General features: G+C 69.0%; 28 protein-coding genes. 15 read left to right on the plus strand and 13 right to left on the minus strand.

All coding sequences use genetic code 11. The features are described 5' to 3' along the window. Window positions 1-144 precede the first annotated feature (144 nt). The gene (locus ACO2Q0_RS00145; protein ID WP_423349456.1) at window positions 145-438 is read left to right on the plus strand and encodes a hypothetical protein; all 294 of its coding nucleotides are present in this window, start codon (window positions 145-147) and stop codon (window positions 436-438) included. A gap of 5 nt (window positions 439-443) precedes the next feature. Here the strand turns inward: ACO2Q0_RS00145 and ACO2Q0_RS00150 are convergent, their stop codons facing one another. Both ACO2Q0_RS00150 and ACO2Q0_RS00155 read right to left on the minus strand, forming a co-directional pair. Beyond that, window positions 444-866, minus strand: a complete 423-nt coding sequence (locus ACO2Q0_RS00150; RefSeq protein WP_423349457.1) for a DUF3597 domain-containing protein — start codon at window positions 864-866, stop codon at window positions 444-446. Between the two features lie 75 nt (window positions 867-941). Continuing rightward, entirely contained in the window at window positions 942-1115 is a 174-nt protein-coding gene (locus ACO2Q0_RS00155; RefSeq protein ID WP_423349458.1) for a hypothetical protein, read from the minus strand. A 99-nt stretch (window positions 1116-1214) separates the two neighbouring features. Here ACO2Q0_RS00155 and ACO2Q0_RS00160 point away from each other — a divergent pair, with 99 nt between their 5' ends. Continuing rightward, complete coding sequence (locus tag ACO2Q0_RS00160; RefSeq protein WP_423349459.1) at window positions 1215-1571, plus strand: DUF2200 domain-containing protein; 357 nt, start codon at window positions 1215-1217, stop codon at window positions 1569-1571. 24 nt (window positions 1572-1595) lie between these two features. On the opposite strand, the gene ACO2Q0_RS00165 is transcribed toward ACO2Q0_RS00160, so the two are convergent. Then, window positions 1596-2018 carry a DUF2147 domain-containing protein gene (locus ACO2Q0_RS00165; RefSeq protein WP_423349460.1) on the minus strand — a complete coding sequence of 141 codons (423 nt, stop codon included), beginning with the start codon at window positions 2016-2018 and terminating at the stop codon, window positions 1596-1598. 93 nt (window positions 2019-2111) lie between these two features. Continuing rightward, window positions 2112-2699, minus strand: a complete 588-nt coding sequence (locus ACO2Q0_RS00170; RefSeq protein ID WP_423349461.1) for a hemerythrin domain-containing protein — start codon at window positions 2697-2699, stop codon at window positions 2112-2114. A 109-nt stretch (window positions 2700-2808) separates the two neighbouring features. Between ACO2Q0_RS00170 and ACO2Q0_RS00175 the strand changes: the two genes are divergently transcribed. Continuing rightward, on the plus strand, window positions 2809-3213 hold the full coding sequence (locus ACO2Q0_RS00175; RefSeq protein ID WP_423349462.1) for a TonB family protein: 405 nt from the start codon (window positions 2809-2811) through the stop codon (window positions 3211-3213). 165 nt (window positions 3214-3378) lie between these two features. Here the strand turns inward: ACO2Q0_RS00175 and gmk are convergent, their stop codons facing one another. The 7 genes from gmk to fabD all read right to left on the minus strand — a co-directional run bounded on the left by gmk (window position 3379) and on the right by fabD (window position 9834). Beyond that, a complete protein-coding gene (gene gmk, locus ACO2Q0_RS00180) occupies window positions 3379-3984 on the minus strand; it encodes a guanylate kinase (RefSeq protein WP_423350503.1) in 606 nt (201 codons plus the stop codon). A 295-nt stretch (window positions 3985-4279) separates the two neighbouring features. Next, window positions 4280-5161, minus strand: coding sequence for a YicC/YloC family endoribonuclease (locus ACO2Q0_RS00185; RefSeq protein WP_423349463.1), 882 nt, complete (start codon window positions 5159-5161; stop codon window positions 4280-4282). 242 nt (window positions 5162-5403) lie between these two features. Continuing rightward, window positions 5404-6411, minus strand: a complete 1008-nt coding sequence (gene mltG / locus ACO2Q0_RS00190) for an endolytic transglycosylase MltG (protein ID WP_423349464.1) — start codon at window positions 6409-6411, stop codon at window positions 5404-5406. Continuing rightward, window positions 6408-7688 (minus strand): beta-ketoacyl-ACP synthase II, encoded by a 1281-nt coding sequence (gene fabF / locus ACO2Q0_RS00195; RefSeq protein WP_423349465.1) that lies wholly within the window; start codon window positions 7686-7688, stop codon window positions 6408-6410. Before fabF ends, mltG begins: the two co-directional genes overlap by 4 nt. Window positions 7689-7770: 82 nt before the next feature. Beyond that, window positions 7771-8010: an acyl carrier protein gene (locus tag ACO2Q0_RS00200; protein WP_012522113.1), complete on the minus strand. Its 240-nt coding sequence runs from the start codon at window positions 8008-8010 to the stop codon at window positions 7771-7773. Between the two features lie 124 nt (window positions 8011-8134). Next, window positions 8135-8875 (minus strand): 3-oxoacyl-[acyl-carrier-protein] reductase, encoded by a 741-nt coding sequence (fabG, locus tag ACO2Q0_RS00205; protein WP_423349466.1) that lies wholly within the window; start codon window positions 8873-8875, stop codon window positions 8135-8137. A gap of 14 nt (window positions 8876-8889) precedes the next feature. Beyond that, window positions 8890-9834 carry an ACP S-malonyltransferase gene (gene fabD, locus ACO2Q0_RS00210; RefSeq protein ID WP_423349467.1) on the minus strand — a complete coding sequence of 315 codons (945 nt, stop codon included), beginning with the start codon at window positions 9832-9834 and terminating at the stop codon, window positions 8890-8892. 117 nt (window positions 9835-9951) lie between these two features. On the opposite strand from fabD, the gene ACO2Q0_RS00215 reads away from it, so the two are divergent. After that, window positions 9952-11025: a zinc-binding dehydrogenase gene (locus tag ACO2Q0_RS00215; RefSeq protein ID WP_423349468.1), complete on the plus strand. Its 1074-nt coding sequence runs from the start codon at window positions 9952-9954 to the stop codon at window positions 11023-11025. Here ACO2Q0_RS00215 and ACO2Q0_RS00220 read toward each other — a convergent pair. Further along, on the minus strand, window positions 11022-11939 hold the full coding sequence (locus ACO2Q0_RS00220; protein WP_423349469.1) for a tetratricopeptide repeat protein: 918 nt from the start codon (window positions 11937-11939) through the stop codon (window positions 11022-11024). The genes ACO2Q0_RS00215 and ACO2Q0_RS00220 overlap by 4 nt on opposite strands. An 18-nt stretch (window positions 11940-11957) precedes the next feature. Here ACO2Q0_RS00220 and ACO2Q0_RS00225 point away from each other — a divergent pair, with 18 nt between their 5' ends. From ACO2Q0_RS00225 to ACO2Q0_RS00260, 8 genes are all read left to right on the plus strand, one after another. Next, window positions 11958-12503, plus strand: coding sequence for a hypothetical protein (locus tag ACO2Q0_RS00225; protein WP_423349470.1), 546 nt, complete (start codon window positions 11958-11960; stop codon window positions 12501-12503). 537 nt (window positions 12504-13040) lie between these two features. After that, on the plus strand, window positions 13041-13562 hold the full coding sequence (locus tag ACO2Q0_RS00230) for a DUF4402 domain-containing protein (RefSeq protein ID WP_423349471.1): 522 nt from the start codon (window positions 13041-13043) through the stop codon (window positions 13560-13562). 64 nt (window positions 13563-13626) lie between these two features. Further along, window positions 13627-14142 carry a DUF4402 domain-containing protein gene (locus tag ACO2Q0_RS00235; protein WP_423349472.1) on the plus strand — a complete coding sequence of 172 codons (516 nt, stop codon included), beginning with the start codon at window positions 13627-13629 and terminating at the stop codon, window positions 14140-14142. Next, the gene (locus tag ACO2Q0_RS00240; protein ID WP_423349473.1) at window positions 14139-15053 is read left to right on the plus strand and encodes a hypothetical protein; all 915 of its coding nucleotides are present in this window, start codon (window positions 14139-14141) and stop codon (window positions 15051-15053) included. Before ACO2Q0_RS00235 ends, ACO2Q0_RS00240 begins: the two co-directional genes overlap by 4 nt. A 100-nt stretch (window positions 15054-15153) precedes the next feature. Then, window positions 15154-17820 carry a hypothetical protein gene (locus ACO2Q0_RS00245; RefSeq protein ID WP_423349474.1) on the plus strand — a complete coding sequence of 889 codons (2667 nt, stop codon included), beginning with the start codon at window positions 15154-15156 and terminating at the stop codon, window positions 17818-17820. A 22-nt stretch (window positions 17821-17842) separates the two neighbouring features. Then, on the plus strand, window positions 17843-18877 hold the full coding sequence (locus ACO2Q0_RS00250) for a DUF4402 domain-containing protein (protein WP_423349475.1): 1035 nt from the start codon (window positions 17843-17845) through the stop codon (window positions 18875-18877). Window positions 18878-18956: 79 nt separating this feature from the next. Next, a complete protein-coding gene (locus tag ACO2Q0_RS00255) occupies window positions 18957-20447 on the plus strand; it encodes a calcium-binding protein (RefSeq protein ID WP_423349476.1) in 1491 nt (496 codons plus the stop codon). 65 nt (window positions 20448-20512) lie between these two features. After that, window positions 20513-21055, plus strand: a complete 543-nt coding sequence (locus ACO2Q0_RS00260; RefSeq protein WP_423349477.1) for a peroxiredoxin — start codon at window positions 20513-20515, stop codon at window positions 21053-21055. Window positions 21056-21059: 4 nt separating this feature from the next. Here the strand turns inward: ACO2Q0_RS00260 and ACO2Q0_RS00265 are convergent, their stop codons facing one another. Then, on the minus strand, window positions 21060-21563 hold the full coding sequence (locus tag ACO2Q0_RS00265) for a DUF2059 domain-containing protein (RefSeq protein ID WP_423349478.1): 504 nt from the start codon (window positions 21561-21563) through the stop codon (window positions 21060-21062). Between the two features lie 233 nt (window positions 21564-21796). Here ACO2Q0_RS00265 and rpsF point away from each other — a divergent pair, with 233 nt between their 5' ends. The 3 genes from rpsF to rplI are packed head-to-tail and all read left to right on the plus strand — an operon-like array spanning window position 21797 to window position 23064. Then, window positions 21797-22159 carry a 30S ribosomal protein S6 gene (gene rpsF, locus ACO2Q0_RS00270; protein WP_309092397.1) on the plus strand — a complete coding sequence of 121 codons (363 nt, stop codon included), beginning with the start codon at window positions 21797-21799 and terminating at the stop codon, window positions 22157-22159. Between the two features lie 15 nt (window positions 22160-22174). Next, window positions 22175-22459, plus strand: coding sequence for a 30S ribosomal protein S18 (gene rpsR / locus ACO2Q0_RS00275; RefSeq protein ID WP_423349479.1), 285 nt, complete (start codon window positions 22175-22177; stop codon window positions 22457-22459). 14 nt (window positions 22460-22473) lie between these two features. Continuing rightward, window positions 22474-23064 (plus strand): 50S ribosomal protein L9, encoded by a 591-nt coding sequence (gene rplI / locus ACO2Q0_RS00280; protein WP_423349480.1) that lies wholly within the window; start codon window positions 22474-22476, stop codon window positions 23062-23064. The last annotated feature ends 79 nt before the right edge of the window (window positions 23065-23143 follow it).

A 23143-nucleotide genomic window follows, 5' to 3' on the forward strand; every position in this document is an offset into this window, starting at 1 on the left:
CAAAATCCCGGGAGGAACCGGCTGCGGCCACGCTCGTTTGGACGCGGCAGGCTTGAGCCTATGTCGGCTGCCCGCCGTAAGGGCGGTCGGCCTGCGAGTTCGAGTGATCCGCCTCAACGGTTCCAACCTCCTAGGGAGACCCGAATGCTGACCTTCCGCCGCACCCTTCCCTTCGTCGCCGCCGCCGCCGGCGCGCTGAGCCTCAGCGCCTGCGCCACCGTCTCGTCGGTGGAGCGCGCCCAGGCCACCGCCGACCAGGCGTTGTCGACGGCCCAGGCCGCCCAGTCCGCCGCCCAGAGCGCCCAAAGCGCGGCCGATGCGGCCAACGCCGCCGCCGCCCGCGCCCAGACGACCGCCGACCAGGCCGCCGCCGCCGCGGCCGCGGCCCAGTCCGCCGCGCAGCAGGGCGCCGCCCGCCGCGCCGGCGAACGCGGCTAAGGCCGCTAGCTGTAGAAGCTGGCCGGGACCTGCCCCCCGTTCTCGGCCAGCTTCCTCATCACCGCCCTGTGCAGGGCGGTGTTCTGCTCGGCCGAGCCGTGCTCGCCCGCGTGCACGCCCAGCTCCTCGGCCAGTTCCCTCCGCGCCTGCAGGCCGGAATCCATGTGCAGCAGCTTCAGCAGGTCGACGATCGACGTCCGCCAGTTGCCGCCGTCTCCCCCTTGCATCTCGGCCATGCTGGCCAGCACCGCCTCGACGTCGACGGCCGGCTCCGCGGTCGGCGCGGCCTGCGGCTGCGGGGCCGGCGTCGCCTGGACCTGAGGCTGCGCCCCGGGCGACGGCGCGGCCTGCGCCTGGCCTCCGCCTCCGCCCCCGCTCCCGCCCTTGTGGCCGAAGATCTTGTCCTTGATCGCCGAGAATATGCCCATGGGCGGCCTCCTGTGTTCCGGGAAGCTCCGCCAACACCTGGGCCGCCCCGACGGTTCCGCCGGGCGCGCGGCGCCTCAGCTCTGGCCGGCGAGACCCGTCGACTGCTGCCGCTCCTGGGCGATCTGGCGGTCCTTGTCCGGCCCCTCGGCGCTGCGGTCGGTCTGCGGCGGCGAGGCGTCCTCATGGTCCGGACGCACGCCCCGCTCCGCACGCGCCGGGTCGGGGTTCTTCTTATTCTGGCTGGTCATTGCGGCCTCCTCTGACTGCGCAAGGCCAACCGGCCGCTCCCGGGATTGTTCCCCTCCAGGCGGAAGGTGCTAACCTCGCCGCCGCACCGGAGTTCGGCGATGACCACCACGACCAGGCATCGGGTCTATGCGACCAGCTTCGCCAGCGTCTATCCGCTCTATGTCGCCAAGGCCGGGAAGAAGGGCCGCACCCAGGCCGAGGTCGACCGGGTCATCCTCTGGCTCACCGGCTACACGCCCGAGCAGCTCGCCGCCCACATCGCCGCCAGGAGTGACTTCGAGACCTTCTTCGCCCAGGCGCCGATGAACCCGGCCCGCTCGGCCATCACCGGCGTCGTCTGCGGCGTCCGCGTCGAGACGGTCGAAGAGCCGCTGATGCGCGAGATCCGCTACCTCGACAAGCTGATCGACGAGCTCGCCCGGGGCCGGCCCATGGAGAAGATCCTCAGGGCCTGACGCCGCCGCCCTGCCCGCCCGGCCTCAGGTGATCTTCGTCCAGACCTGGCTCTTGCAGAGGAAGCCGCCGATCACGCAGCCCTTGGCGCGCAGCCGCCGGTCGTCGACGGGCTCGGCCACGCCGGTGAAGTTCCGGTTCAGCTCGGGCACGAACACATGGCCCCGCCACACGCCCCGGCGCTCGTCCAGCTCCAGGTTCTTCAGCACCTGGGTGCCCACCAGGCTCTTGGTGCCGGCGTCGCGCGCCTTCGCCTGGGCCTTCGGCGAGGCCCAGATCACCGTGCCGCAAGCCGCCGCGCCACAGGGCCTGATCTCGACCCGGACGTTGTCCTTCGGGTTGCGCCACACGCCGAAGGGATCGGCGGGCGCGGGCTGGGCCAGGGCGGGTTGTCCCGCCGCGATAAGCGCCGCCCCGGCCACGGCGGCGCCGACAGTTCGACGATGCATGCATGCGATCTAGCTCACGGCGCCCAGCATGCAAGATGCTGCGGCGCCGCATGCACACATCCGTGGCGAACGGGTCACACACTGTGCAGGCGGCTAGCGCCCGGGGCGGGATTCGCTTCCGATCGTGCGCGCCTCGGCGATCACCGCCTTGGCCGGCGCCACCACATGCCGGTCCGACTCCTCGCGGAAACGCCGGTCCAGGTGCGCCTGGTCGTCATAGTCGGCCTTCAGCGCCGGGAACCAGGTGCTCTCCTCCTCGAAGATGTGGTGCAGCACCGCGCCCCGGATGTGCTCCAGCTTGTCCTGCCACTCCTTGGTGGTCGGATCGATCCGCTCCAGCTCGGCCATCTGCATCTTGGCCGTCGTCTGCTCGGTATAGGCCAGGCCGGTCGCCGGCTTGTGCCCGGCCTTCGCAAACGCCGGATACAGCACCACCTCCTCGGCCAGCGAATGGCCGTTCAGCACCAGGCCCAGCGCCTGCATGGCCCGCACCCGCTCCGGCCCGGACTTGGCGTTGCGGCAGGCCTCGAACCCCGCCCGGATCTCGTCGTGATGGTCCAGCGCCAGCGACAGCCAGTCCCCCGGCGAAGCCAGCGCCCGCGCCTCCCGCGTCGCCTTGGCCCGCGCCGCCTCGCTCTCCGGCGGCGTCACCGCGCCCAGCGCCTTGTCGATGATGGACATCGCAGTCGTTCCCTCTCGGCTGGTGGACTCAGCCAACCCGGCGGGGAGCGGCGGGGTTCCGGCGATGGCGACGGCGGGCTAGACTTTCCCCGGGGATGGGGGAGCGGCGATGTCAGGCGGCAAGTTGGCGGCAAGTCTCACGGCGCTCGTGCTGGCGATGAGTTCGACCGCGCTCGCCCAAGAGCCGCTGCCTCTCACGGTGAAGGACGTCAAGCCGGCCCTCAAACCATCAGGCTCGCCGCGATTCTATCCGGAGGTCGCCCAACGCGCCGGCGTGGAAGGCCGCGCCACGGCGCTCTGCGACATCGCGAAGAACGGCGACCTGATCAACTGCACCGTATCGGACGAGACCCCTCAGGGGTGCCAGTTCGGCGCCGCCGTCGTGAAGCTGGCGACCGCGATGCGCGTCCCGCGCCGTCTCGAGGACGGCACGCCAACAGCCGGCCGCCGCTATCAATTCGACCTCAAGTTCAAACTTCCGAACGACATGCCGGTTCGGGCGACCAGCTGTTAGGCGGAAGGTCGGCTAGCGACCCAGCAGTCCCCGCTCGCCACGCCCGGGCCACGGATGCGAAGTCAGCGTAGCGCCAGACCTGCCACTTGGTCGCCGGCGCTGAGCATGACGCCGACGAGCGGACCTTCCCAACTTCGCTTTTGAGTCACGAGGAGACGCCCGCCCCTACTCGCTCAGCAATCCCTCCACGAACCCGGGCAGCCAGGGGTTCCGGCCCGGCTTGATCCGCTCGGCGCGGTAGATGTGGCCGAGGTCCGCATAGGCGCGGTCGAAGTTCTTGTTGACGATGACGTAGTCGTACTCGGTCCAGTGGGCGATCTCCTCGCGGCCGAGCCTGAGGCGGGCCTCGATCACCTCGTCGCTGTCCTGGGCGCGGGCCCGCAGGCGCCGTTCCAGGTCGCTCCACACGGGCGGCAGGATGAAGACGCGGACGCTGTCGTCGGGCAGCTTCTCGGCGATCTGCCGCGCGCCCTGCCAGTCGATGTCGAACAGCACGTCGTGGCCGCCTTCGAGGGCGTCCAGCACCGGCTTCTTGGGCGTGCCGTAGTAGTTGCCGTTGACGGTGGCGTGTTCGAGGAACTCGCCGGCCTCGATCATGGCCTCGAACTCGTCGCGGGTCTTGAAGTAGTACTCGCGCCCCTCCTCCTCGCCCGGCCGGGGCGGCCGGGTGGTGGCCGAGATCGACAGTTCCAGGTCCGAGTGGTCGGCCACGAGCCGGCGCGACAGCGAGGTCTTCCCCGCCCCCGCCGGGCTGGAGATCAGCAGCAGCATGCCGCGCCGCACCGTCTCCCACGGCCGCGAATGTTCGTCGTGCAAACTCACCGGGACTCAACCCTCCAAACCCGCTCCTTGAGACACCGGAAAGCGCCGCAAAGGAAGAGAGCAACCCTCAAATCGGCCACCGCCGGACGATCCGCCGCCCGCGACGGCGCAGCCGTCAAAACACCAAGACGCCAAGATCGCCAAGGAGCTCTCTGTGGGCGCCGACCCTTGGCGTCCTTGGCGTCTTGGCGGTTCACTGAACTGGAGCCGCCGCTGCCGCGGCGTCCCGGAAGCGAGCCCCGCCCTACTCCACGTTCTGCACCTGCTCGCGGAACTGCTCGATGGTCGCCTTCAGGTCCAGCCCCGTCGCGGTCAGCGCGGGCAGCGCCGACTTCGAGCACAGGGTGTTGGCCTCGCGCATGAACTCCTGGGTCAGGAAGTCGAGCCTGCGACCCACCGCGCCGTCGGCGGCCAGCAGGCCGCGGGCGGCCTCCACGTGGCCGGCCAGCCGGTCCAGCTCCTCGCGGACGTCGGCCTTCACCGCCATGGCGGCGGCCTCCTGCACGATCCGCTCCTCGGAGGCGGCCTCGCCCGCCAGCTCCTTCATCCGCGCCTCGAAGCGCGCCTTGATGGCCGTGGGCTGCCCCGCCGCCTGTCCGCCCGCATGAGTCACGAGCTCGGCGATGCGGTCGAGCTGGCCCTGGAGCACCCCCAGCAGCTGGCCGCCCTCCTGCCGCCGCGCCGCCAGCAGCCCGTCCAGGGCCCCGCCGATCGAGGCGGCCATCGCCGCCTCCAGCGCCGCCATGGCCTCGGGGTCCTGCTCGCCGTCGTCGGCCTCGATCACGCCGCGCAGGGCCAGCAGCCCGTCCATGGACGGCGGCGCCGCGCGGCCCGCCTCCACCAGGGGCCGCGAGGCCTCCAGATACCGCTCGAGCTGCTCCAGGTTGATCCGCACGGCGCTCGCGGCCTCGGACTTCTTGGCCTGCACGCCCACCGTCACCTGGCCGCGCTGGAAGCGGCCTTGCGCGCCCTCGCGGGCCGCCCGCTCCAGGCTGTCGAAGCCCGGCGGCCCGCGGAACCGCACCTCCAGGTTCCGGCCGTTGACGCTGCGCGCCTCCGCCGCCCAGGTCCACGCCCCCAGCGCCCCCTCGGCCCTGCCGAACCCGGTCATCCCCGAAATGGCCATACGTGAGAACCTCGTTCGAATCCCTTGAATCACCGCGGAAACGCGGATCGACGCGGAAGCTGGACCTGCGCCGCTTGCGCGACGGCGAAGCCGTCAGAAAACCACCAAGACACCAAGATCACCAAGAAGGCTCGGTCTGCGCTGATCCTTGGTGTCCTTGGCGCCTTGGTGGTCCAAAATGACTGAGCCGCCGCTCCCGCGGCGTCTCCTTCAGCGCCCTTCCGCGCTTTCCGCGGTCCCCTCTATCTCCCCTGCGCCGCCGCCGCGCGCTGGCGCTCCACCGCCCGCCAACGCGCGACGTTGGCCTGGTGCTCGGGGTAGGTCCTGGCGAACACGTGCCCGCCCGTGCCGTCGGCCACGAAGAACAGCTCGTCGGTCTTCGGCGGGTTCAGCACCGCCTCGATGGACGCCCGGCCCGGATTGGCGATCGGCGTCGGCGGCAGGCCGTCCACGCGATAGGTGTTGTAGGGCGTCACGGCGGCGACCTCGCTGGCCAGCAGGCCGCGGCCCAGCGGGCGGCCCTTGCTGACGCCGTAGATGATGGTCGGGTCGCTCTCCAGCCGCATGCCGTTGCGCAGCCGGTTGACGAACACCGCCGCCACCCGCGGCCGCTCGGCGGCGACGCCGGTCTCCTTCTCGACGATGGAGGCCAGCGTGACCGCCTCCTCCGGGCTGTCGAACGGCAGGCCCGCCTGGCGCTTGGGCCACAGCTCGGCCATCAGGTCATCGCGGGCCTTGCGCATCCGGGCGATCACCGCCTCGCGGTCGTCGCCCCGCTGCACCTGATAGGTGTCGGGCAGCAGCGAGCCTTCGGGCGGCTCGACGGCCGTCCCGGTCAGCACCGGCTGGCGGTTCACCGCCTCGGCGGCCATGCCGCTGGTCCAGCCTTCGGGGATGGTGATCAGGTGGCGCACCACCTTGCCGGCGCGGATGTCGGCGAGCACGCTGGCCATCGAGGCGCCCGAGGCGAACTCATACTCCCCGGCCTTCAGCTCGGCCGCAGCCCCCGTGGCCCGCGCCGCGAACGCGAACAGGCCGGCCGAGTTGATGGCGCCGGCGGCCTTCAGGTCGGAGGCGATGCGGGCCAGGCCCGAGCCGCGCTCCAGCACGACGACCGTCACCTCGCCCGACCTGGCCTTGGGGCCGGGCCCGCCGTAGCTCCACAGCCCGACAAGGACGAGCAGGACGGCCGCCCCCGCCGCCGCCAGGGCGGCGAGGCCTAGGCTGCGGCGGGCGGGCCGGCGGCTCACGCGTACTTCTTGAAGATCACGCAGGCGTTGGTGCCGCCGAAGCCGAAACTGTTCGACATGGCGACGTCGATCTTCATCGGCTTGGCCTTGTGCGGCACGAGATCGAGCTTGGTCTCGACGTCGGGGTTGTCGAGGTTGATCGTCGGCGGCGCCACCTGGTCGCGGATGGCCAGCAGGCAGAACGCCGCCTCCAGCGCGCCGGCGGCGCCCAGCAGGTGGCCGGTCATCGACTTGGTGGAGCTCATCGCCTTGCCCGGCGCCGAGTTGCCCAGCAGGCGCTCGACGGCGCCCAGCTCGATGCCGTCGGCCATGGTCGAGGTGCCGTGGGCGTTGATGTAGTCGACGTCGCCCGGCGTCATGCCGGCGTCCTTCAGGGCCGCCTTCATGGCCCGGAAGCCGCCGTCGCCGTCCTCGACGGGGGCGGTGATGTGGTAGGCGTCGCCCGACAGGCCGTAGCCCGCGACCTCGGCGTAGATCTTCGCGCCGCGGGCCTTGGCGTGCTCCAGTTCCTCCAGCACGAGGACGGCGGCGCCCTCGCCCATGACGAAGCCGTCGCGGTCCTTGTCGTAGGGGCGGCTGGCCTTTTCGGGCGTGTCGTTGAACGCCGTGGCCATGGCGCGGCAGGCGATGAAGCCGGCGATGCCGACCGGCACGACGCTGGCCTCGGCGCCGCCGCAGATCATCACGTCGGCGTCCCCGTACTTGATCAGCCGGGCCGCGTCGCCGATGGCGTGAGCGCCCGTGGCGCAGGCGGTGACGACCGCGTGGTTCGGGCCCTTGAAGCCGTACTTGATCGAGACCTGGCCGCTGGCGAGGTTGATCAGGGCCGAGGGGATGAAGAACGGGCTGACCCGGCGGGGGCCCTTCTCGTGCAGCTCGATGGCCGTGTCGGCGATGGTGCCCAGGCCGCCGATGCCCGAGCCGATCATCACGCCCGTGCGCTCGCGGCTCTCCTCGTCGTCGGGCGTCCAGCCGGCGTCACGGACGGCCTCGTCGGCCGCGGCGATGCCGTAGAGGATGAAGTCGTCGACCCGCCGGCGGTCCTTGGCCGACATGGTGGCGTCCGGATCGAAGCTGCCGGGCACGTCGGGCCCGCCGCCGCCGCGTCCGTCGACCCGCGGCACCTCGCACGCGACCTGGCAGGCGTAGTCCGTCGTGTCGAAGGCGGTGATCTTCCCCGCGCCCGACGTCCCCGCCAGAACCTTCTTCCAAGTCAGCTCGGTCCCCTGGCCCAGCGGGCTCAGGATGCCGATACCGGTGACGACCACTCGACGCATGGGTGACCCTCAAATGAAAACCGCCGCGGTCTCCGGTCTAAGGGAAGCCGCGGCGGTCGAATTCTCTAGCGATTCGAGCGCCTTAGGCGCCGAGCCGCTCCTGGATGAACTTCACGGCGTCGCCGACGGTCTGGATGTGCTCCGCCGCGTCGTCCGGGATTTCGATGTCGAATTCTTCTTCGAACGCCATCACCAGCTCGACGTTGTCGAGGCTGTCGGCGCCGAGGTCGTCGATGAAGCTGGCCTTCTCGGTGACCTTCTCGGGATCGGCGTCGAGATGTTCGATGACGATCTTACGGACGCGTTCAAGGACGTCGGACATTAGGTAGGTCCCTCAGGGCTTAGTCAGGTGCTTGCATCGACGACGGAGACTTCGAAGTCAACCGCCGCTTTCGGTGATCAAGGTCGGCGGGGCCGTAGCATGTTCCTCTGGACTTTGGCGAGCCTCAGATCATCACCATTCCGCCATTCACGTGCAGGGTCTGCCCGGTCACGTAGGCCGCCTCGTCGCTGGCGAGATAAACGCAGGCCGACGCGATCTCGCTCCCGCGCCCTAGGCGCTGGACGGGAATGGTCGAGAGGATCTGGGTCTTCTGCTGCTCGTTCAGCGCGTCGGTCATCGGGCTCTCGATGAACCCCGGCGCCACGCAGTTCACGGTGATTCCCCGCGTCGCCACCTCCTGGGCCAGCGCCTTGGAGAACCCAATCATCCCGGCCTTCGATGCGGCGTAGTTCGCCTGACCCGGATTGCCCATCACGCCCACGACCGAGGTGATCGCGATGATCCTGCCGTTACGGCGCTTCATCATCCCCTTCACGGCCGCCCGGCTGAGCCGGAAGTAGCTCTCGAGGTTCACCTTCAGAACCGCCTCCCAGTCCTCGTCCTTCATCCGCAGGAGGAGGCCGTCCTTGGTGATGCCAGCGTTGGCCACCAGGATGTCGATCGGCGCGCCTGCGGCCCTCTCGGCCGCCTCCAGCAACCCGTCAACCGCGGCGGCGTCGGAGAGGTTGGCGGGCGCAATGGACACCCGCTCGCGCAGGCTCGTGGCGAGTTCCTGCAGCACCGGCTCGCGGGTGCCGGACAGCACCACATGCGCCCCTTGCGCATGCAAAGCCTTGGCGATCTCGGCGCCGATGCCGCCGGTCGCGCCGGTGACGAGCGCGGTCTTGCCGGTCAGGTCGAACATCTGGGGTCTTCCCTTCAGAGCGTCTTGGCGAAGGCTTCGAGGTCGGCGGGGCCGTTCAGTGGAACCGCTTCGGCGTCGGGCGCGATCCGCTTGACCATGCCGGACAGAACCTTGCCGGCGCCCGCCTCGGCGAAGCGAGTGACCCCGCCCTCGCCGGCCATCCATTGGACGCTCTCGCGCCAGCGCACACGGCCGGTCACCTGTTCCACCAGGAGACCACGGATCACCTCCGGATCGTTCGTCGGCCGCGCCGTGACGTTGGCGACGACCGGCGCGCGGGGCGCCGAAATCGCCGCCTCGGCAAGGGCCTCGGCCATCTCGTCGGCGGCCGGCTGCATGAGCGGGCAGTGGAACGGCGCCGACACGTTCAGCGGGATCGCCCGAGCGCCCAACTCCTTGGCTTTCTCGATGGCCCAGTCGACCGCGGCCTTCTCGCCAGAGATCACCACATTTCCCTGGTTGTTGTCGTTGGCCACGACGCAGACGCCCACCTCGGCGCCAGCCTTCGCCGCCTCTTCCGCCAGCGCAAGATCGGTCTTTGGGCCGATCAGCGAGGCCATCGCGCCCTGCCCCACCGGTACGGCCCGCTGCATCGCCTGGCCGCGCAGCTTCAGAAGCCGCGCCGTGTCCGAGACGCTGATTGCACCCGACGCGGCCAATGCCGAGTATTCGCCGAGGCTGTGGCCGGCGACGAACGCGGCCTTGTCGATCGCGACGCCGAATTCGCGTTCCAGAGCCCGCATGACTGCGACGCTCACCGCCATCAGGGCCGGCTGGGCGTTCTCGGTCAGGGTGAGCTGATCTTCGGGACCATCGCGCATCAGGGTGGAGAGCTTCTGCTTCAGCGCCTCGTCCACCTCCTCGAACACCTCGCGAGCCGAGGCGAACGCTTCAATCAGGTCCTGCCCCATGCCGACAGCCTGGCTGCCCTGTCCGGGGAAGAGGAAGGCGAGGCTCATGAGGAGGCTCCGCTCGTTGTTGATTCCGAAGGCGCGAGGGTTAGGGGATAAGACTAGGCTCTACAAGAATGACGAGCGCGGCCGCCAAGAGCCGCCCGCGAGGGAACAGAGAAACGCATGAAGGCCGTCGTCCGTCGCAACAAGCAGCTCGTCTGTGACGAGGTCCCCGAGGTCATCCCGGAACCCGGCCAGGTCCTGGTGCGCACCCTCGCCTGCGGCATCTGCGGGTCCGACCTGCACGCGCTCCATCACATGGAGCACATGATCGATCTCTCACGTCGTGCGGGCGCGCCGGACAACGGATTCGATCCGCGCGCCGACACCGTCTTCGGGCACGAGTTCTGCGCCGAAATCCTCGACCACGGACCCGGGTCTCCGAAGACGCTGAAGGCGGGGACCCGCGTGGTCAGCGTGCCGGCGGTCATGGCCTCTACCGGTGTCGAGCTGCTGGGTTTCTCGAACCGCCTGCCGGGCGGCTTCTCGGAGCGGATGGTCCTGTCCGAGGCCATGGTCCTGGAGGTCCCGAACGGCCTACCGACCGAGCACGCCGCGATGACCGAACCGTTCGCCGTCGGGCTGCATGCGGTCGCGAAGGCGCGCCTGGAGACCAAATCCGCGTCTCTGGTGGTGGGCTGCGGCCCCGTCGGGCTGGCGGTCATCGCAGCGCTGAAGGCGAAGGGTCACGGCCCGGTGATAGCCGCCGACTTCTCGCCGCGCCGGCGCGCCGCCGCCGAGCGTCTGGGCGCAGACATCGTCATCGACCCCGCCATCGAGGATCCGCACGACCGCTGGGAAGCACTGGGCGTGCCCAAGACCCGCGCCGCCCAATCCATGGTGCAGATGATGGGCGGCAGCTTCGCTCGACCGGTGGTCTTCGAATGCGTCGGCGCGCCCGGCGTGCTCCAGGCGCTGATCGAAGCCGCGCCCGCCGGCGCCCAGATCGTCGTCGCGGGCGTCTGCATGGAAACGGATCGTATCGAACCCTCGATCGCCATCACCAAGGAGATCGAGCTCACCTTCGTACTGGGCTACACGCCTGAGGAGTTCGCCACCACCCTGCGCCACCTCGCTGAAGGGGTGATCGACGTGTCCCATCTTGTGACGGGTCAGGTCGGCCTCGAAGGCGTGGCTGGTGCGTTCGCCGCCCTCGCCGACCCCGAAGCCCACGTGAAGATCCTCGTGACGCCCTAGGGCTGACCCGCTGAGGCCGCCGCCGCGGATTGCGTTCGCTGGCTCTTTCGATAGGCGTTCACCGCTTGCCGGTACTCGGGCGTATCCTGGCCGTCGGTAGGCCCGATGTAGAAGCCCAGCCGGCCAAGCTTCTTCTGGGATTCCGCGATGGTGGCTGCGCCAGGAATCAGCACGGTCTCGTCAGGTTCCGCCATGCCGGGGCGGAAGGCGGCGGCCAGCCGCTCGGCGCCTGACATCTCCTTCGGCGACAGGCGCGTCTCCAAGGACACAGCGCGCTCGCGCGCCTTCAGGTCTCCCGCGTTGGCCGCCACCTGGAACCACCGATAGGCTTCGACAAGATTTCGGTCGACGCCCGTCCCGGCTTCGTAGAGCAGCGCCAGGTTGAACTGCGAGTCGGCGACGCCGGCGCTGGCGGAACGTTTGAACAGGCTGGCGGCCATGACCTCGTCACGAGGCCCGCCACGACCTTCCAAGTAGTAGAGCGCCAGGTTGTGCATCGCCACCGCGTCGCCCGCGTCGGCCGCCCTTGCGGTCCAGCGCCGCGCCTCTGCACTGTCGACCGGCACACCCTTCCCGCTCTCGTAGAGCTTGGCGAGATACATCTGCGCGCGGGACGCCCCGGCTTCCGCGAGGGTGCGCAAGCGAGCCACAGCCCCCGGTCGGCCTTGCTCGGCCGCGGCGATCGCCGACGCGAGCGCTTGCTGAGCCTCCGCATCGGAGAGCGGTGGAGCGCCGCTGGGAGGAGCGTGCTCATCCAGGGCGGCGAAGCGCGGCGGAGCGACGAGGATTGGACCGCGTAGGACGATGTTCGCGGGAGCGCTCACGGCATCTTGCGGAGCAAGGGAGAACGGCGGCTCCAAGACGACGGCAAGGGTCGTGAGACCAAGGCAGGCGACACCGGCGGAGAGCAGCAAGGCGGCGGAGCGGGCGCCGTGACGCGGAGCCGTCGCCCGCGGCGGGACAGACGGCTGCTCGCTCGCGGCCCGCGGGGGGGCTCGAGGCGAGTCGGCGGCCCGGAGTCCCCCGCTCACGACTTCGGCGAGGCGGGCGTCACGAGCGGCGGCGGCGGCATCCCAACGGTCGAGCGGGCCGGTCAGGCGGGCGAGCGCTCGGGCCACATCGGCTTCGGCCTCGGCGATGCGGGCGTCGAGGCGATCGGCGCTGTCGGCGAGTTCGGCGGCGACGCGGCGGAGCACATCCAGACCGGGGTGCTGGGCGGCGATATCGGCGGCGAGGCGGGCGCCGGCGGCGGCGGCGGCGCGGGGCTCCGCCAGCAGGGCGGCGGCTTGGGCGGGATCGGCGGCCTCGGCGCGGCGCTCGGCCTGGGCGACCTGGTCGCGCAGGCGGTCGAACAGCCCGAACAGGGCGTCGTCAGAGGCGGCGCTGTGGAGGCCCTCGGTCAATATACGTCCCTGCCGGAGCGGTCTTCTCGATCGTACGGCGTCCGGCAGATCTCCGGACTTAGGTGTTTATACTAGGGTGACGTCCCTCCATTCCTTTAACACTCGAGGGCCGGCGGCGCACGGAGGCAGATCGCCTCAGACGCGGTTCCCCAAATTGAGTAACGCTGCGAGGCCGGATCTATTCACTTCAGGCGGCGGATGGGCGTATCCGGCACGCGAAGACGCAATCAAGACTCGCGCGTCGGTGGAATTTTCTGAAGTTCACACACCGATCACGCGAATTCGAGCACCTGTCCAGGAGCCCGGATGCATGGATCGGCGGTCGAGCGGCCGGAAAAAGCTTCCGAGTTCTAGCGGTTTAAGACCTTGCTTACCGTCTTTCACTTAACTCAGAGAACGATGGTATCGAACTAACTTGACACTCCCGAAGCGTAGCCTTAGAGCGGCGCCACGGATAACCAACAATTAAAACAACAGTACAACCGGACGTTTACTTGAGGCTCCGAGCTCCCGCCCAGGCGGTGTGGCGCCGGGTTTGCCGGGAGACATCCGGAAAGGTCCAGAAGCGTACCGTTTCGACACACACCTCCCTGGGGGCTGACAACTATGAAGATGCGTTCTCTCCTCATCGCCGCCGCGGCCGTCTCGGCCATCGCCGGCAGCGCCGCCGCTCAGACCAGCGACAGCAAGACCGTCGACGCGAAGGTGAAGTTCATCACCGCGCTGTCGCTGGCCGCGGGCTCGCCGCTCAACTACGGCACCCTGATCCGTCCGACGAGCGCCGGCACGGTGGTCATCGACACCGACGCCGCCCGGTCGGGCGATCCGACGACGGTCGCGGACACGGCCAATGCGCCGACCGCCGCGAGCTTCACGATCACGGCCGAAGCCGGCCAGTCGATCCAGCTCGCGCTCGCGCAGGACAGCATGACGAGCAACTACGCCCTGTCGGCCTTCACCGTTGCGGCGGTGGCGGGCGGTTCGTGCGGCACTGTGACCACGACCTCGGTCGCCATCACCGGCACGGGCTCGCAGAGCTGCACCTTCAAGGTCGGCGCCACCCTCGGCTATCCGGCCAACCCGACCGCCAACGGCAACGTCGGCAAGCTGAAGGCCACGGTCAACTACCAGTAAATCAGGTATAAGCGCGGGCGAGGCTCACCCGAGCCGGCCCGCGCCTCTTCCTTCGCGAGTAGTCATGCGACGCGCACTCATCATCGGATCTGCCGGGATTGCGCTCGTGCTCTGCGCGGCGCAGGCGGCCGTCAGCGCCACCACGGCCACGACGCCCGTCGCGGTGAAGTTCGTCGAGTCCGCCGGCATCAACATCGGCAACGGCCTGACCCTGCCGGCCGTGTCGGTGGCGCCCACGGGCGCGCTCAGCAACGGCATCGGCGGAACCGCGAGCGTCACGACGTCGCGGACGGCGGGTAACAACGCCCAATTAACTATTCGGGGTCAACCTGGCGACGTAGTGTCGACGACCGTGCCTGAGAGCTTCACGGTTGTTCGCAGCGGGGGCCAGGAGACCTTGACCGTCAAGACCAACACCAGCGCCGAATACCAGGTCGGCAGCGGCGACGTCGTGCTCGGCGACGCCTTTGGATCCACTATGAGCGTGGACGTGGGGGGATCGCTGGCGCTTGCGTCGGCGCAGAACCTCGTCCCCGGCCCCTACGAGGGCATGCTCGTGGTTGTGGTCCAATACAATTGAGACGCGCAGCCCTTCTGCCCGCCCTCGCCCTGGTCGCCGCGCTCGGCGCTGAAGCCCACGGTCAACCGGCGCAGCCGCCCGCCCCTGCCGTCACCACGACGACGGTCGGCGCGAACCTGAACATCACGCCCAAGCGGATCACGTTCAGCCCGACCCAACGGACGGGGAGCGTGTACATCTTCAACCAGGGCACCGCCGCGGCCACCTTCGACATCGCGCTGATCGACCGCGTGATGAAGGCGGATGGGCAGATCGTGGCGATCGAGGATGCGCAGGCCGACCCGGCCGACAAGGCCCTCGCCGACAAGGTGGCTTCGGCCAAGAGCCTCCTCCTGGTCTCGCCGCGCCGCGCGACCCTGGCGCCCGGCCAGGGCCAGACCATCCGCCTGCGCGTCGCCAACGTGCCGGCCGACGCGACGGGCGAGTTCCGCACTCACCTGACCGTCACGACCATCCCCCCGCCGACCGTCGGCACCACGGTGGACGACGCGGCCGGCGGCGGCTCCAACGAACTGCGCTTCCAGATCACCTCGGTCTTCGGGCTGAGCATCCCGGCGATCGTCCGCGTCACGCCGCCGGACGTTCAGGGCCGGATCGAGAACCCGCGCATCGAGTACGCCGCCGTGTCGTCGGCCGCCGGGGCCGCCCCGGCCCGTACTCCGATCGTGGTGTTCGACCTGGTGCGCGCGGGCGCCAACTCCCTGTTCGGGAACCTCGAGGTTCGCGTCGCCGGCAAACGCGGCGATCCGCTCGGGGTGGCTCGCGGCGTCGGCGTCTATCCCGAGATCGATCGCCGGACGATGCGCATCCCCCTGACGCGCGCGCCCGCCGCCGGTGAGAAGCTGGAAGTCTCGTTCACCGACGACGACACCTCTCCGGGCAAGCTGCTTGCGACAGCTCAAGTCCCGTAGATGGCTCGCCCTCACCGTCCCAGCAGCGCTTTCGCTCCTGGCCGCCGGCTCCGGCCAGGCGGCTGAAAGCGCCGCACCCGGGACGCCGGCTGCACCACAGGTGCAGTCGACGCCCAGCCTCGTCGATCCCGCGAACCTAATCCTCTACTCGGTCGCGCTGGATCAGCTCACGCTGACAGACGGGCTCGCCGGCTACGGCGACGAGACGGACCCCCTGCTGCCGGTCGGCGAGCTCACGCGGCTCCTGGAGATGGAGGTCGACGTCCGCCCTCCGGAAGGCCGGATCATCGGGCGGGTCGGCGAAGCGCGGCGCGCGCTGGTGGTGGACTTGAAGACCGGCACCGCCCGCGACGGGCCCCGCGAGGTCAAGCTCGCCCCGGACGACGTGGCGGTCACCGCCACCGAGATCTTCATCAAGGCGTCGACGCTGCAGCAGCTGCTGCCGCTGGAACTGAAGGTCGACCCGGCCGGCCTCGCAATCATGATCGTCGCCAAGGAGAGCCTGCCGATCCAGGCGCGGCAGGAACGCGCTGCACGCATCCGGGACCTGGGCGTCGGGCGCTCCATCACCGACACGGAATCGCTGATCGTCGACCGTCCCTACGGGCTGATCGGCTGGCCGGGCTTCGACATCCAGGTGGCGAGCGGCGTCCAGTCCGAGGACCCGCAGACGCCTCTGCGCTACGATGTGCGGACCGCCGCGGACCTGCTCTACGGCAACTTCCAGGGCTATATCGGCTCGGACGAGACCGGCTCGCCCTCCTCCGCGCGGGCGGTTTTCGAGCGCCGCTCACTGAGGGGCGGCCTGCTCGGGCCGCTGAAGGCGCGCGTGGTCGCGGTGGGCGACGTCTTCACGCCGACCTTGTCGCTCGGTCCCCGCGGCGTGGGCGGCCGCGGCTTCATGCTGTCCACGGTGCCGCTGGACCACACCAACGTCTTCAACCGCGTCGACCTGCGGGGCGAACTGCCCATCGGCTATGACGTCGAGCTCTATATCAACGACGTCCTGCGAAGCGGGCAGAACACGCCGGCGGAGGGGCGCTACGAGTTCCTGAACGTGCCGCTGTCGCCGGGGGTGAACGTCGTCCGGATCGTCACCTACGGGCCCCGCGGCGAACGTTCGGAGCAGACCCGGATCATCAATGTCGGCGGCGGCATGCTGCGTCGCGGAGAGGTGCAGTTCGAGCTCGGCGCCGTACAGCAGAATCGCGACGTGATCGTCTTCGCCAGGCCCGATGGCAGCCCGAGGACCGACGTCCGAGGCTATCGCGCGGTGACGTCCGTGAACTACGGGCTCACGCAGTCGCTGACCCTCTCCGCCGGCGCGGCCCTGCTGCCGCTGGCGGAAGACAAGTACCGCATGGTCTACAACGCGGGCTTCCGCACCTCCCTGTTCGGCTTCGCGACCCAGGTCGACGCGGCGGCGGACGACCGAGGCGCATACGGGGGCTTCCTGGGCGTCGCCGGGGACGTCGCGGGCGCGTCCGTGGTCCTGCGCCACGCGGAATTCCGGCGCGGGTTCCTCGACGAGAACGGCCCCGGGTTCGAGCTGACCCGACCGACGCGCCGGCGCACGGAGCTGTCGGCCGACGCCACGCTCGACCTGCGACAGCGCCTGATTCCGATCTCCGGGCGGCTCTCGCGGTATCAGTACGAGGACGGGACGACGACCTACCTGGGCTCCCTGCGGGGCTCGTCCTCGATCGGCAGCTTCCTCGTGTCGTCCGGCTTCGAGTACGAACACACCGAGAGCGCCACCAGCACCATCCAGCGCCTGACGGGCTACCTCGCCGCCTCCACCTTCCGCGACTACGCCTGGCAGATCCGCGCGACGATCGACTACGACATCCTGCCCGAGTTCGCCGCCCGCACCCTGGCCATCACGGCCGACCGGGACATCACGCCGACATGGGCCGTGCGCGTGGGCGTCGGGCAGCCGCTCGATGACTTCGACGCGACCAACCTGGTGGTCGCCAGCGTCCATCGGCTGAAGATCGGCGACCTCGCCCTGCAGGGCGAATACAACAACAGCGACCAGAGCTATCGGCTCGGCGCGCAGCTGAGCTTCGGCCTGAACAACGTGCCCGGCGAAGGCTATCGCATGACCCGCTCGGGTCCCGGGTCGGGCGGCAGCGTCCTGTTTCACGCCTTCATGGATGACAACGGCAACGGCGCCTATGACGAGGGCGAGGCTCCGGTGAAGGACGTGGTGCTGGAGGGCGGCCTTTCGCGCGCCAAAACCGGCGCAGACGGCAAGGCGTTCATTTCCGGCGTGGGCGCGGGCCCCACCTCGCGGCTGGCGGTCAATCTGGAGCAGCTCGAGAACCCGCTCGTGAAGACGCCTCCCACCACCCTGGATCTTCGGCCGCGGCCGGGAGCCACCCTCACCGTCGACTATCCGATGCAGCCGACCGGCGACGTCGTGGTCAAGCTGCTGCTGCGGCGGCCGGACGGGCAGACCGTCGGCCTGGCGGCGGCGCGGCTCGTCCTGAGCGACGACAAGGGCCGCACCTACGAGGCCGGCACGGAGTTCGACGGGACGGCGGTCTTCAGCCAGGTGCCGGTCGGCTCATACCGGGTGGAGTTGGAGCCGGACCAGGCCAAGCGCCTGCGCATGAGGCTGGCCGCGCCGCTGACCGCCGTGGTGAAGAACGACGGCGGGTTCGGAACGGACGTCCAGGGCGAAGTCGTATTCGAAAGTCGGACGCAAGAACAGGCACCGGCGGCTGAGGATTTGTCCCCTCAGTCCGATCAGGTTAATAACTGAAGACGCTCGGGAACCATCAGTTATGCGACTCCCCTCTGGCGGGAAAATCTCTCAACTATTACTTGCATCGACCATCGCGCTGCTTGGCTGCGTCGCGGCGGGCGGTGCGCAGGCCGCCTGCACGCTCACCTATGGCAGCCTGAGCAGCTCCCTGCCGAACCTGGGCAACGTCGTGTCGGCCGCGACCAACGAGACCGTGTTCCGCGTCGCACCCACGACCGGCACCATCACGAAGATCAGCGGCGACGGCGTCCGGACGTCCACGGGCACCTCGGTCGTATCCATGACGATCTCGACCGCCAATCACAACGACTGCAACAACCTGGTCATCGACGCCACCCTCACCGCCACGGGTTCGACGAACCGCGGCAAGAACATGAACAACTTCGACGTCGCGGGCAGCACCAATGCGGTGGTCAGCAACGAGAGCGGGTCCGGCGCGACCCGCACGTTCAAGATCACGATGCAGAAGAACAAGACCGGCACGATCTACATCGGCATGGACTTCCCCATCAAAGGCGACAACGAGGGCGGCGCGACCGGCGCGTCGAACCTGGCCACCTCGTCGTACAGCCTCGCGCTCAATGCGGTGAACGGCAACGACATCACGCGCACCGGATCGGGCCGAGCGACCGTTCGGCGGTCGCTGAAGATCGTGAAGTCGTCGGACCTCTCATTCGGCCGGGTCGTGCGGCCTTCCAGCGGCAGCAACACCGTGGCGGTGAACGCCACCACGGGCCTCCCGGCCATCACCGGCGCCGGCAACGCCGTGCACGTGCCGCCGGTGACGGTCAGCCGAGCCGCCTATCAGGTGACGGGGGAAGGCGGCCAGACCTTCACGCTGGCGGTCCCGAGCTCCGCGACCATGTCCGGTCCCGGCGGGAACCTGACGGTGACGCTGACCAAGTTCCCGAACACGACCTCCGGCACGCTCAGCGGCAGCGCCAACAGCGACGGGACCTACGACTTCTGGGTCGGCGGCAGTTTCCCGATCACCACGACGACCGAGTCGGGGACATACACCGGCGCGTTCACCGTGACCGTCACGTACAACTGACGCAGGCCCGCGTTTTGCGTGCGGAGGCAGGCAAGCCGTGGTAGAGCCGCGAGTTGTGCCATAATGGGGCAAGGGTGGGATGCCGACCTACACGATCGACTTCAACAACGTCACGCCGGCGCAGCTCGATCCGGCGGATGGATCTCCCTATCGCCCCGTCGAGAACTTTCACATCACCTCGGGAGCCGACGTGCTCACCTTGGGCAACGGCCTCTACAATCTCGGGGGCAGTGAGTACATCTTCGTCAACGGCACGCGCGACACGTCGTACCTGACCCGCGAGCCGGTCTATGGCGGCGAGGTCTCGCAGTCGTTCAAGGTGCAGTCGATCGACGTCAACGGCTTCACCTGGAGCAACTTCCAGCCGACCGGCGCGCAGGTGACCTTCGCGTTCACGGCGACGCCGAAGGCCAATCCGGGCCAGACGCTGTACGGCCGCTTCACCACGGACACCGGGGCCGGCTTCCAGACCGTCAACCTGGCCAGCCTGGTGATCACCGACGCCAACGGCAATCCGCTGACGGGCTACACCGGCCCGGGCTTCAACCAGTCGCTCTACACCCTGAGCTGGGTCGTGATCGACGACACCGCAAGCGGCGGCCCGGCCAAGTTCGCGGGATACGACAACCTCGTCGTCGTCCCGAACGCCGCCCCGACCACGACGGGCTTCGTCGGCGGCGTGCAGAGCGTCACGACCTCGCTCGGCGCGGACTTCGAAAAGCAGATCGCCGCCACCGATCCCGACAGCGACCGGATCTGGTATCAGGTCGACAAGGTCGTGGTGAACGGACAGGACGTGACCAGCCAGGCCGGCGACCTGGGCATCACCATCGACAGCGGCGGCGTGCTGCGCATCGCGGCGCAGGAAGGCGACAGCGAGCTTGCCTCGGCGCGCACGGTGCAGGTCACGTATCACGTCACCGACCTGGAAGGCTCATCCGCCGCCAAGACCGTGACGGTGGTGCAGAACTCGGCGGTGCCGGCCGGCGTGAACCTCTGCTGCCTGGGCACCAACAAGCCCGACTACGTCGTCGGCTTCGGCGGCAACGACACCCTGTGCGGCGACAACCAGAACGACACGCTGTACGGCCGCGGCGGCAATGACCGGATGCACGGGGACAACGGCGAAGACAAGCTGTACGGCGAGAACGGCAACGACTGCCTGGACGGCGGCAACGGCAAGGACACCCTTTCGGGCGGCGCCGGCAACGACCAGCTCTGCGGGGACAACAGCTCCGACCGCCTGGACGGCGGCGCCGGCAACGACACACTGTGGGGCGGCAACTCGCCCGACCAGTTCGTCTTCCGCTACGACGGCGGCAACGACGTGGTGATGGATTTCGACGTCAAGAACGAGAAGATGTACTTCGACATCTCGATGTTCGGGGACGACGGCTCGTTCGCCGAGCTGAAGGCCAGCGGCCGCCTGCAGCAGACCCAGTTCGGCACCGTGATCCACTACGACGGCGCCGACGGCGAGGACCACACCATCCTTCTGAGCGGCGTCAGCCTCAAGTATCTGACGGCGGCGAACTTCGACTTCACCATGCCGGGTGACATCTTCGGCTGAGGCGCTAGCATCCGCTCCCGAAGGCCCTGCCCGTTGATGAGGCGGGGCCGCCTCGGGAGATCACGATGCACCGTCCGCTGCTCGCCGCCGCCCTGCTCGGCGCGCTTACCGCCACGCCCGCCGCCGCGGCCCTGAAGACCGGCGCGACCGCTCCCGACTTCACCCTGCAGGGGTTCCAGGCGGGCAAGCCCCTCACCTTCTCGCTCGCCGAGGCCCGCAAGAAGGGGCCGGTGGTGCTGTACTTCTTCCCCGGAGCAGACACGCCCGGCTGCAACATCGAGGCGAAGATGTTCGCCGACGCCATCGGCCAGTTCCAGGCGCAGAAGGCGACCGTCATCGGCGTCACCGCCGGCAAGCTGGATCAGCTGCAGAAGATCTCGGCCGACACCGACAAGTGCTCGGGCAAGTTCCCGGTGCTCGCCGACCCGGGCGCGCAGATCGCCAGGAAGTACGACGCCATCCTGGCCGCCAAGCCCGACTGGTCCGACCGTACCTCCTACGTCATCGGGAAGGACGGCAAGGTCGTCCACGCCTACACCAAGATGGATCCCTCCGAGCACGTCTCAGAGACCCTGACCGCGGTGAAGACGCTGAAGGGCGGGAAATAGCGCGTCAGCGCGCCGGCGGATCCTCGCAGCCGATCTTCTTGCAGAACCTGGCCTGGAGATCGGCCGAGAACTCCGGCGTCAGCGGGTTCACGGCCCTCTCGACCTTGCCCATCAGTTGGGGCGATTTGCGCATGAAGGCCCTGCCCAGCGGCGTCTCGAGGTAGGCCACGGCGGCCTCCAGCTCGGCCTCCGTGAAGTGTTCGGCGACGGCCGGGAGCATGGCTTCCATCATCTTTGGCGTGATGGCTCGCGTGCTTTCGTCGACCGCATCGGCGAATGCGATCCGCACCTCGTTGGTCAGCGGAATGTCCCGGGTCTTCGTCTGTCGCTCGAACATCTGGGTGGCCATGCCTGTGACGAAGGTCGCCAGCATTTCCTCCATGTTCAGGGCCGCCACGTAGCGGCGGGCAAGCTCCAGCGATCTTGCGGAGGGCTGGGCGCCGGCCTGCAGCGGCGTGATCAGGACCGCCAGGCCGGCGGCGGCGGCGGCGAAGAGTCGGAGGGCCATGCAAATCCTCTATAGGGCTCGGCAGGCTCGCCCGACGCCGCGCCGGGCGCAAGCGGCCGAAAAGCCTTGCCCTGATAGGGCTTTTCCCCTAATTGCCCGCCTCTTCACGGAATGCGGTCTCACGCGGAACGCGAATGGGTCGGGAGCCTCCCGGCCGCCGCGCTGAGAGCCATCGTTTCCGGCGGACCTTCCGCCGCCGGGCACGCCGCATTCCACAAAGGAAGAAGGAAAATATGGCCCTCTACGAACACGTGGTCATCTCGCGGCAGGATATCTCGCCGCAACAGGCCGAAGCCCTGAACGACCAGCTCAAGGCCCTCATCGAACAAGGCGGCGGCAACGTCGCGAAGATCGAGTACTGGGGTCTGCGCAACCTGACCTACCGGATCAAGAAGAACCGCAAGGGTCACTACTCGCTGCTCGCCATCGACGCGCCCGCCGAGGCCGTGAAGGAGATGGAGCGCCAGCTGTCGATCAACGAAGACGTGCTGCGCTACATGACCGTCCGCGTCGAAGAGCTCGACCTCGAGCTGTCGCCCATCCTCGCCCGCCGCGATCGCGACCGCGAACGCCGCGACGACGCCCCGCAATTCTAAGAAAGGGAGGGCTCCATGTCTGAAGACACCTCCACCGCTCCGGCCGCCCCGGCCGCCGGCGCCTCCGCGGGCGGCGCGCGCCGCCCGTTCTTCCGCCGCCGCAAGGTGTGCCCGTTCTCCGGCGCCAACGCCCCGAAGATCGACTACAAGGACGTCAAGCTCCTGCAGCGCTACGTTTCCGAGCGCGGCAAGATCGTGCCGTCGCGCATCACCGCGGTGTCGGCCAAGAAGCAGCGTGAACTGGCCAAGGCCATCAAGCGCGCCCGCTTCCTGGCCCTGCTCCCCTACGTCGTGAAGTAAGGGGGAAGAGGCACATGAAAGTCATTCTGCTCGAACGGCTGGAAGGCTGGGGCACGCTCGGCGACGTGGTCAACGTCAAGGACGGCTACGCTCGCAACTTCCTGCTGCCCCGCCAGAAGGCGCTCCGCGCCAACGCGGCGAACCTGAAGGTCTTCGAAGCCCAGCGCTCCGAGATCGAGGCGCGCAACGCCAAGGCCAAGGACGCCGCCGGCAAGGCCGGTGAGAAGCTCGACGGCACGCAGTACGTCCTGATCCGTCAGGCGGGCGAAAGCGGCCAGCTGTACGGCTCGGTCGCCGGCCGCGACGTGGCCGACGCGATCAACGCCGAGGGCGGCAAGGTCGAGCGTTCGATGGTCGTGCTGGACAAGCCGATCAAGACGCTGGGCATGCACGAGGTGAAGATCCGCCTCCACTCGGAAGTGGTCGTCACCGTGACGCTGAACATCGCCCGTTCGCAGGACGAGGCCGATCGCCAGGCCCGCGGCGAGAACGTGATCTCCTCGCAGTTCGAGGAAGAGCGGCTCGCGGCCGACCAGGCGGCGGCCGACCTCCTCGAAGGCGGCGCCGGCCAGATCGCTTCGGAGTTCTCGGACGCCGAGGCCTAAGGTCGCAGGGAAACCTGTCGCAGGCGGCGCGGGAGCGATCCCGCGCCGTTTTGCTTTGCGGCTGTTGCACAATTGTCAT

This window comes from Phenylobacterium sp. VNQ135 (genome assembly GCF_049445735.1).
Classification (GTDB): domain Bacteria; phylum Pseudomonadota; class Alphaproteobacteria; order Caulobacterales; family Caulobacteraceae; genus Phenylobacterium.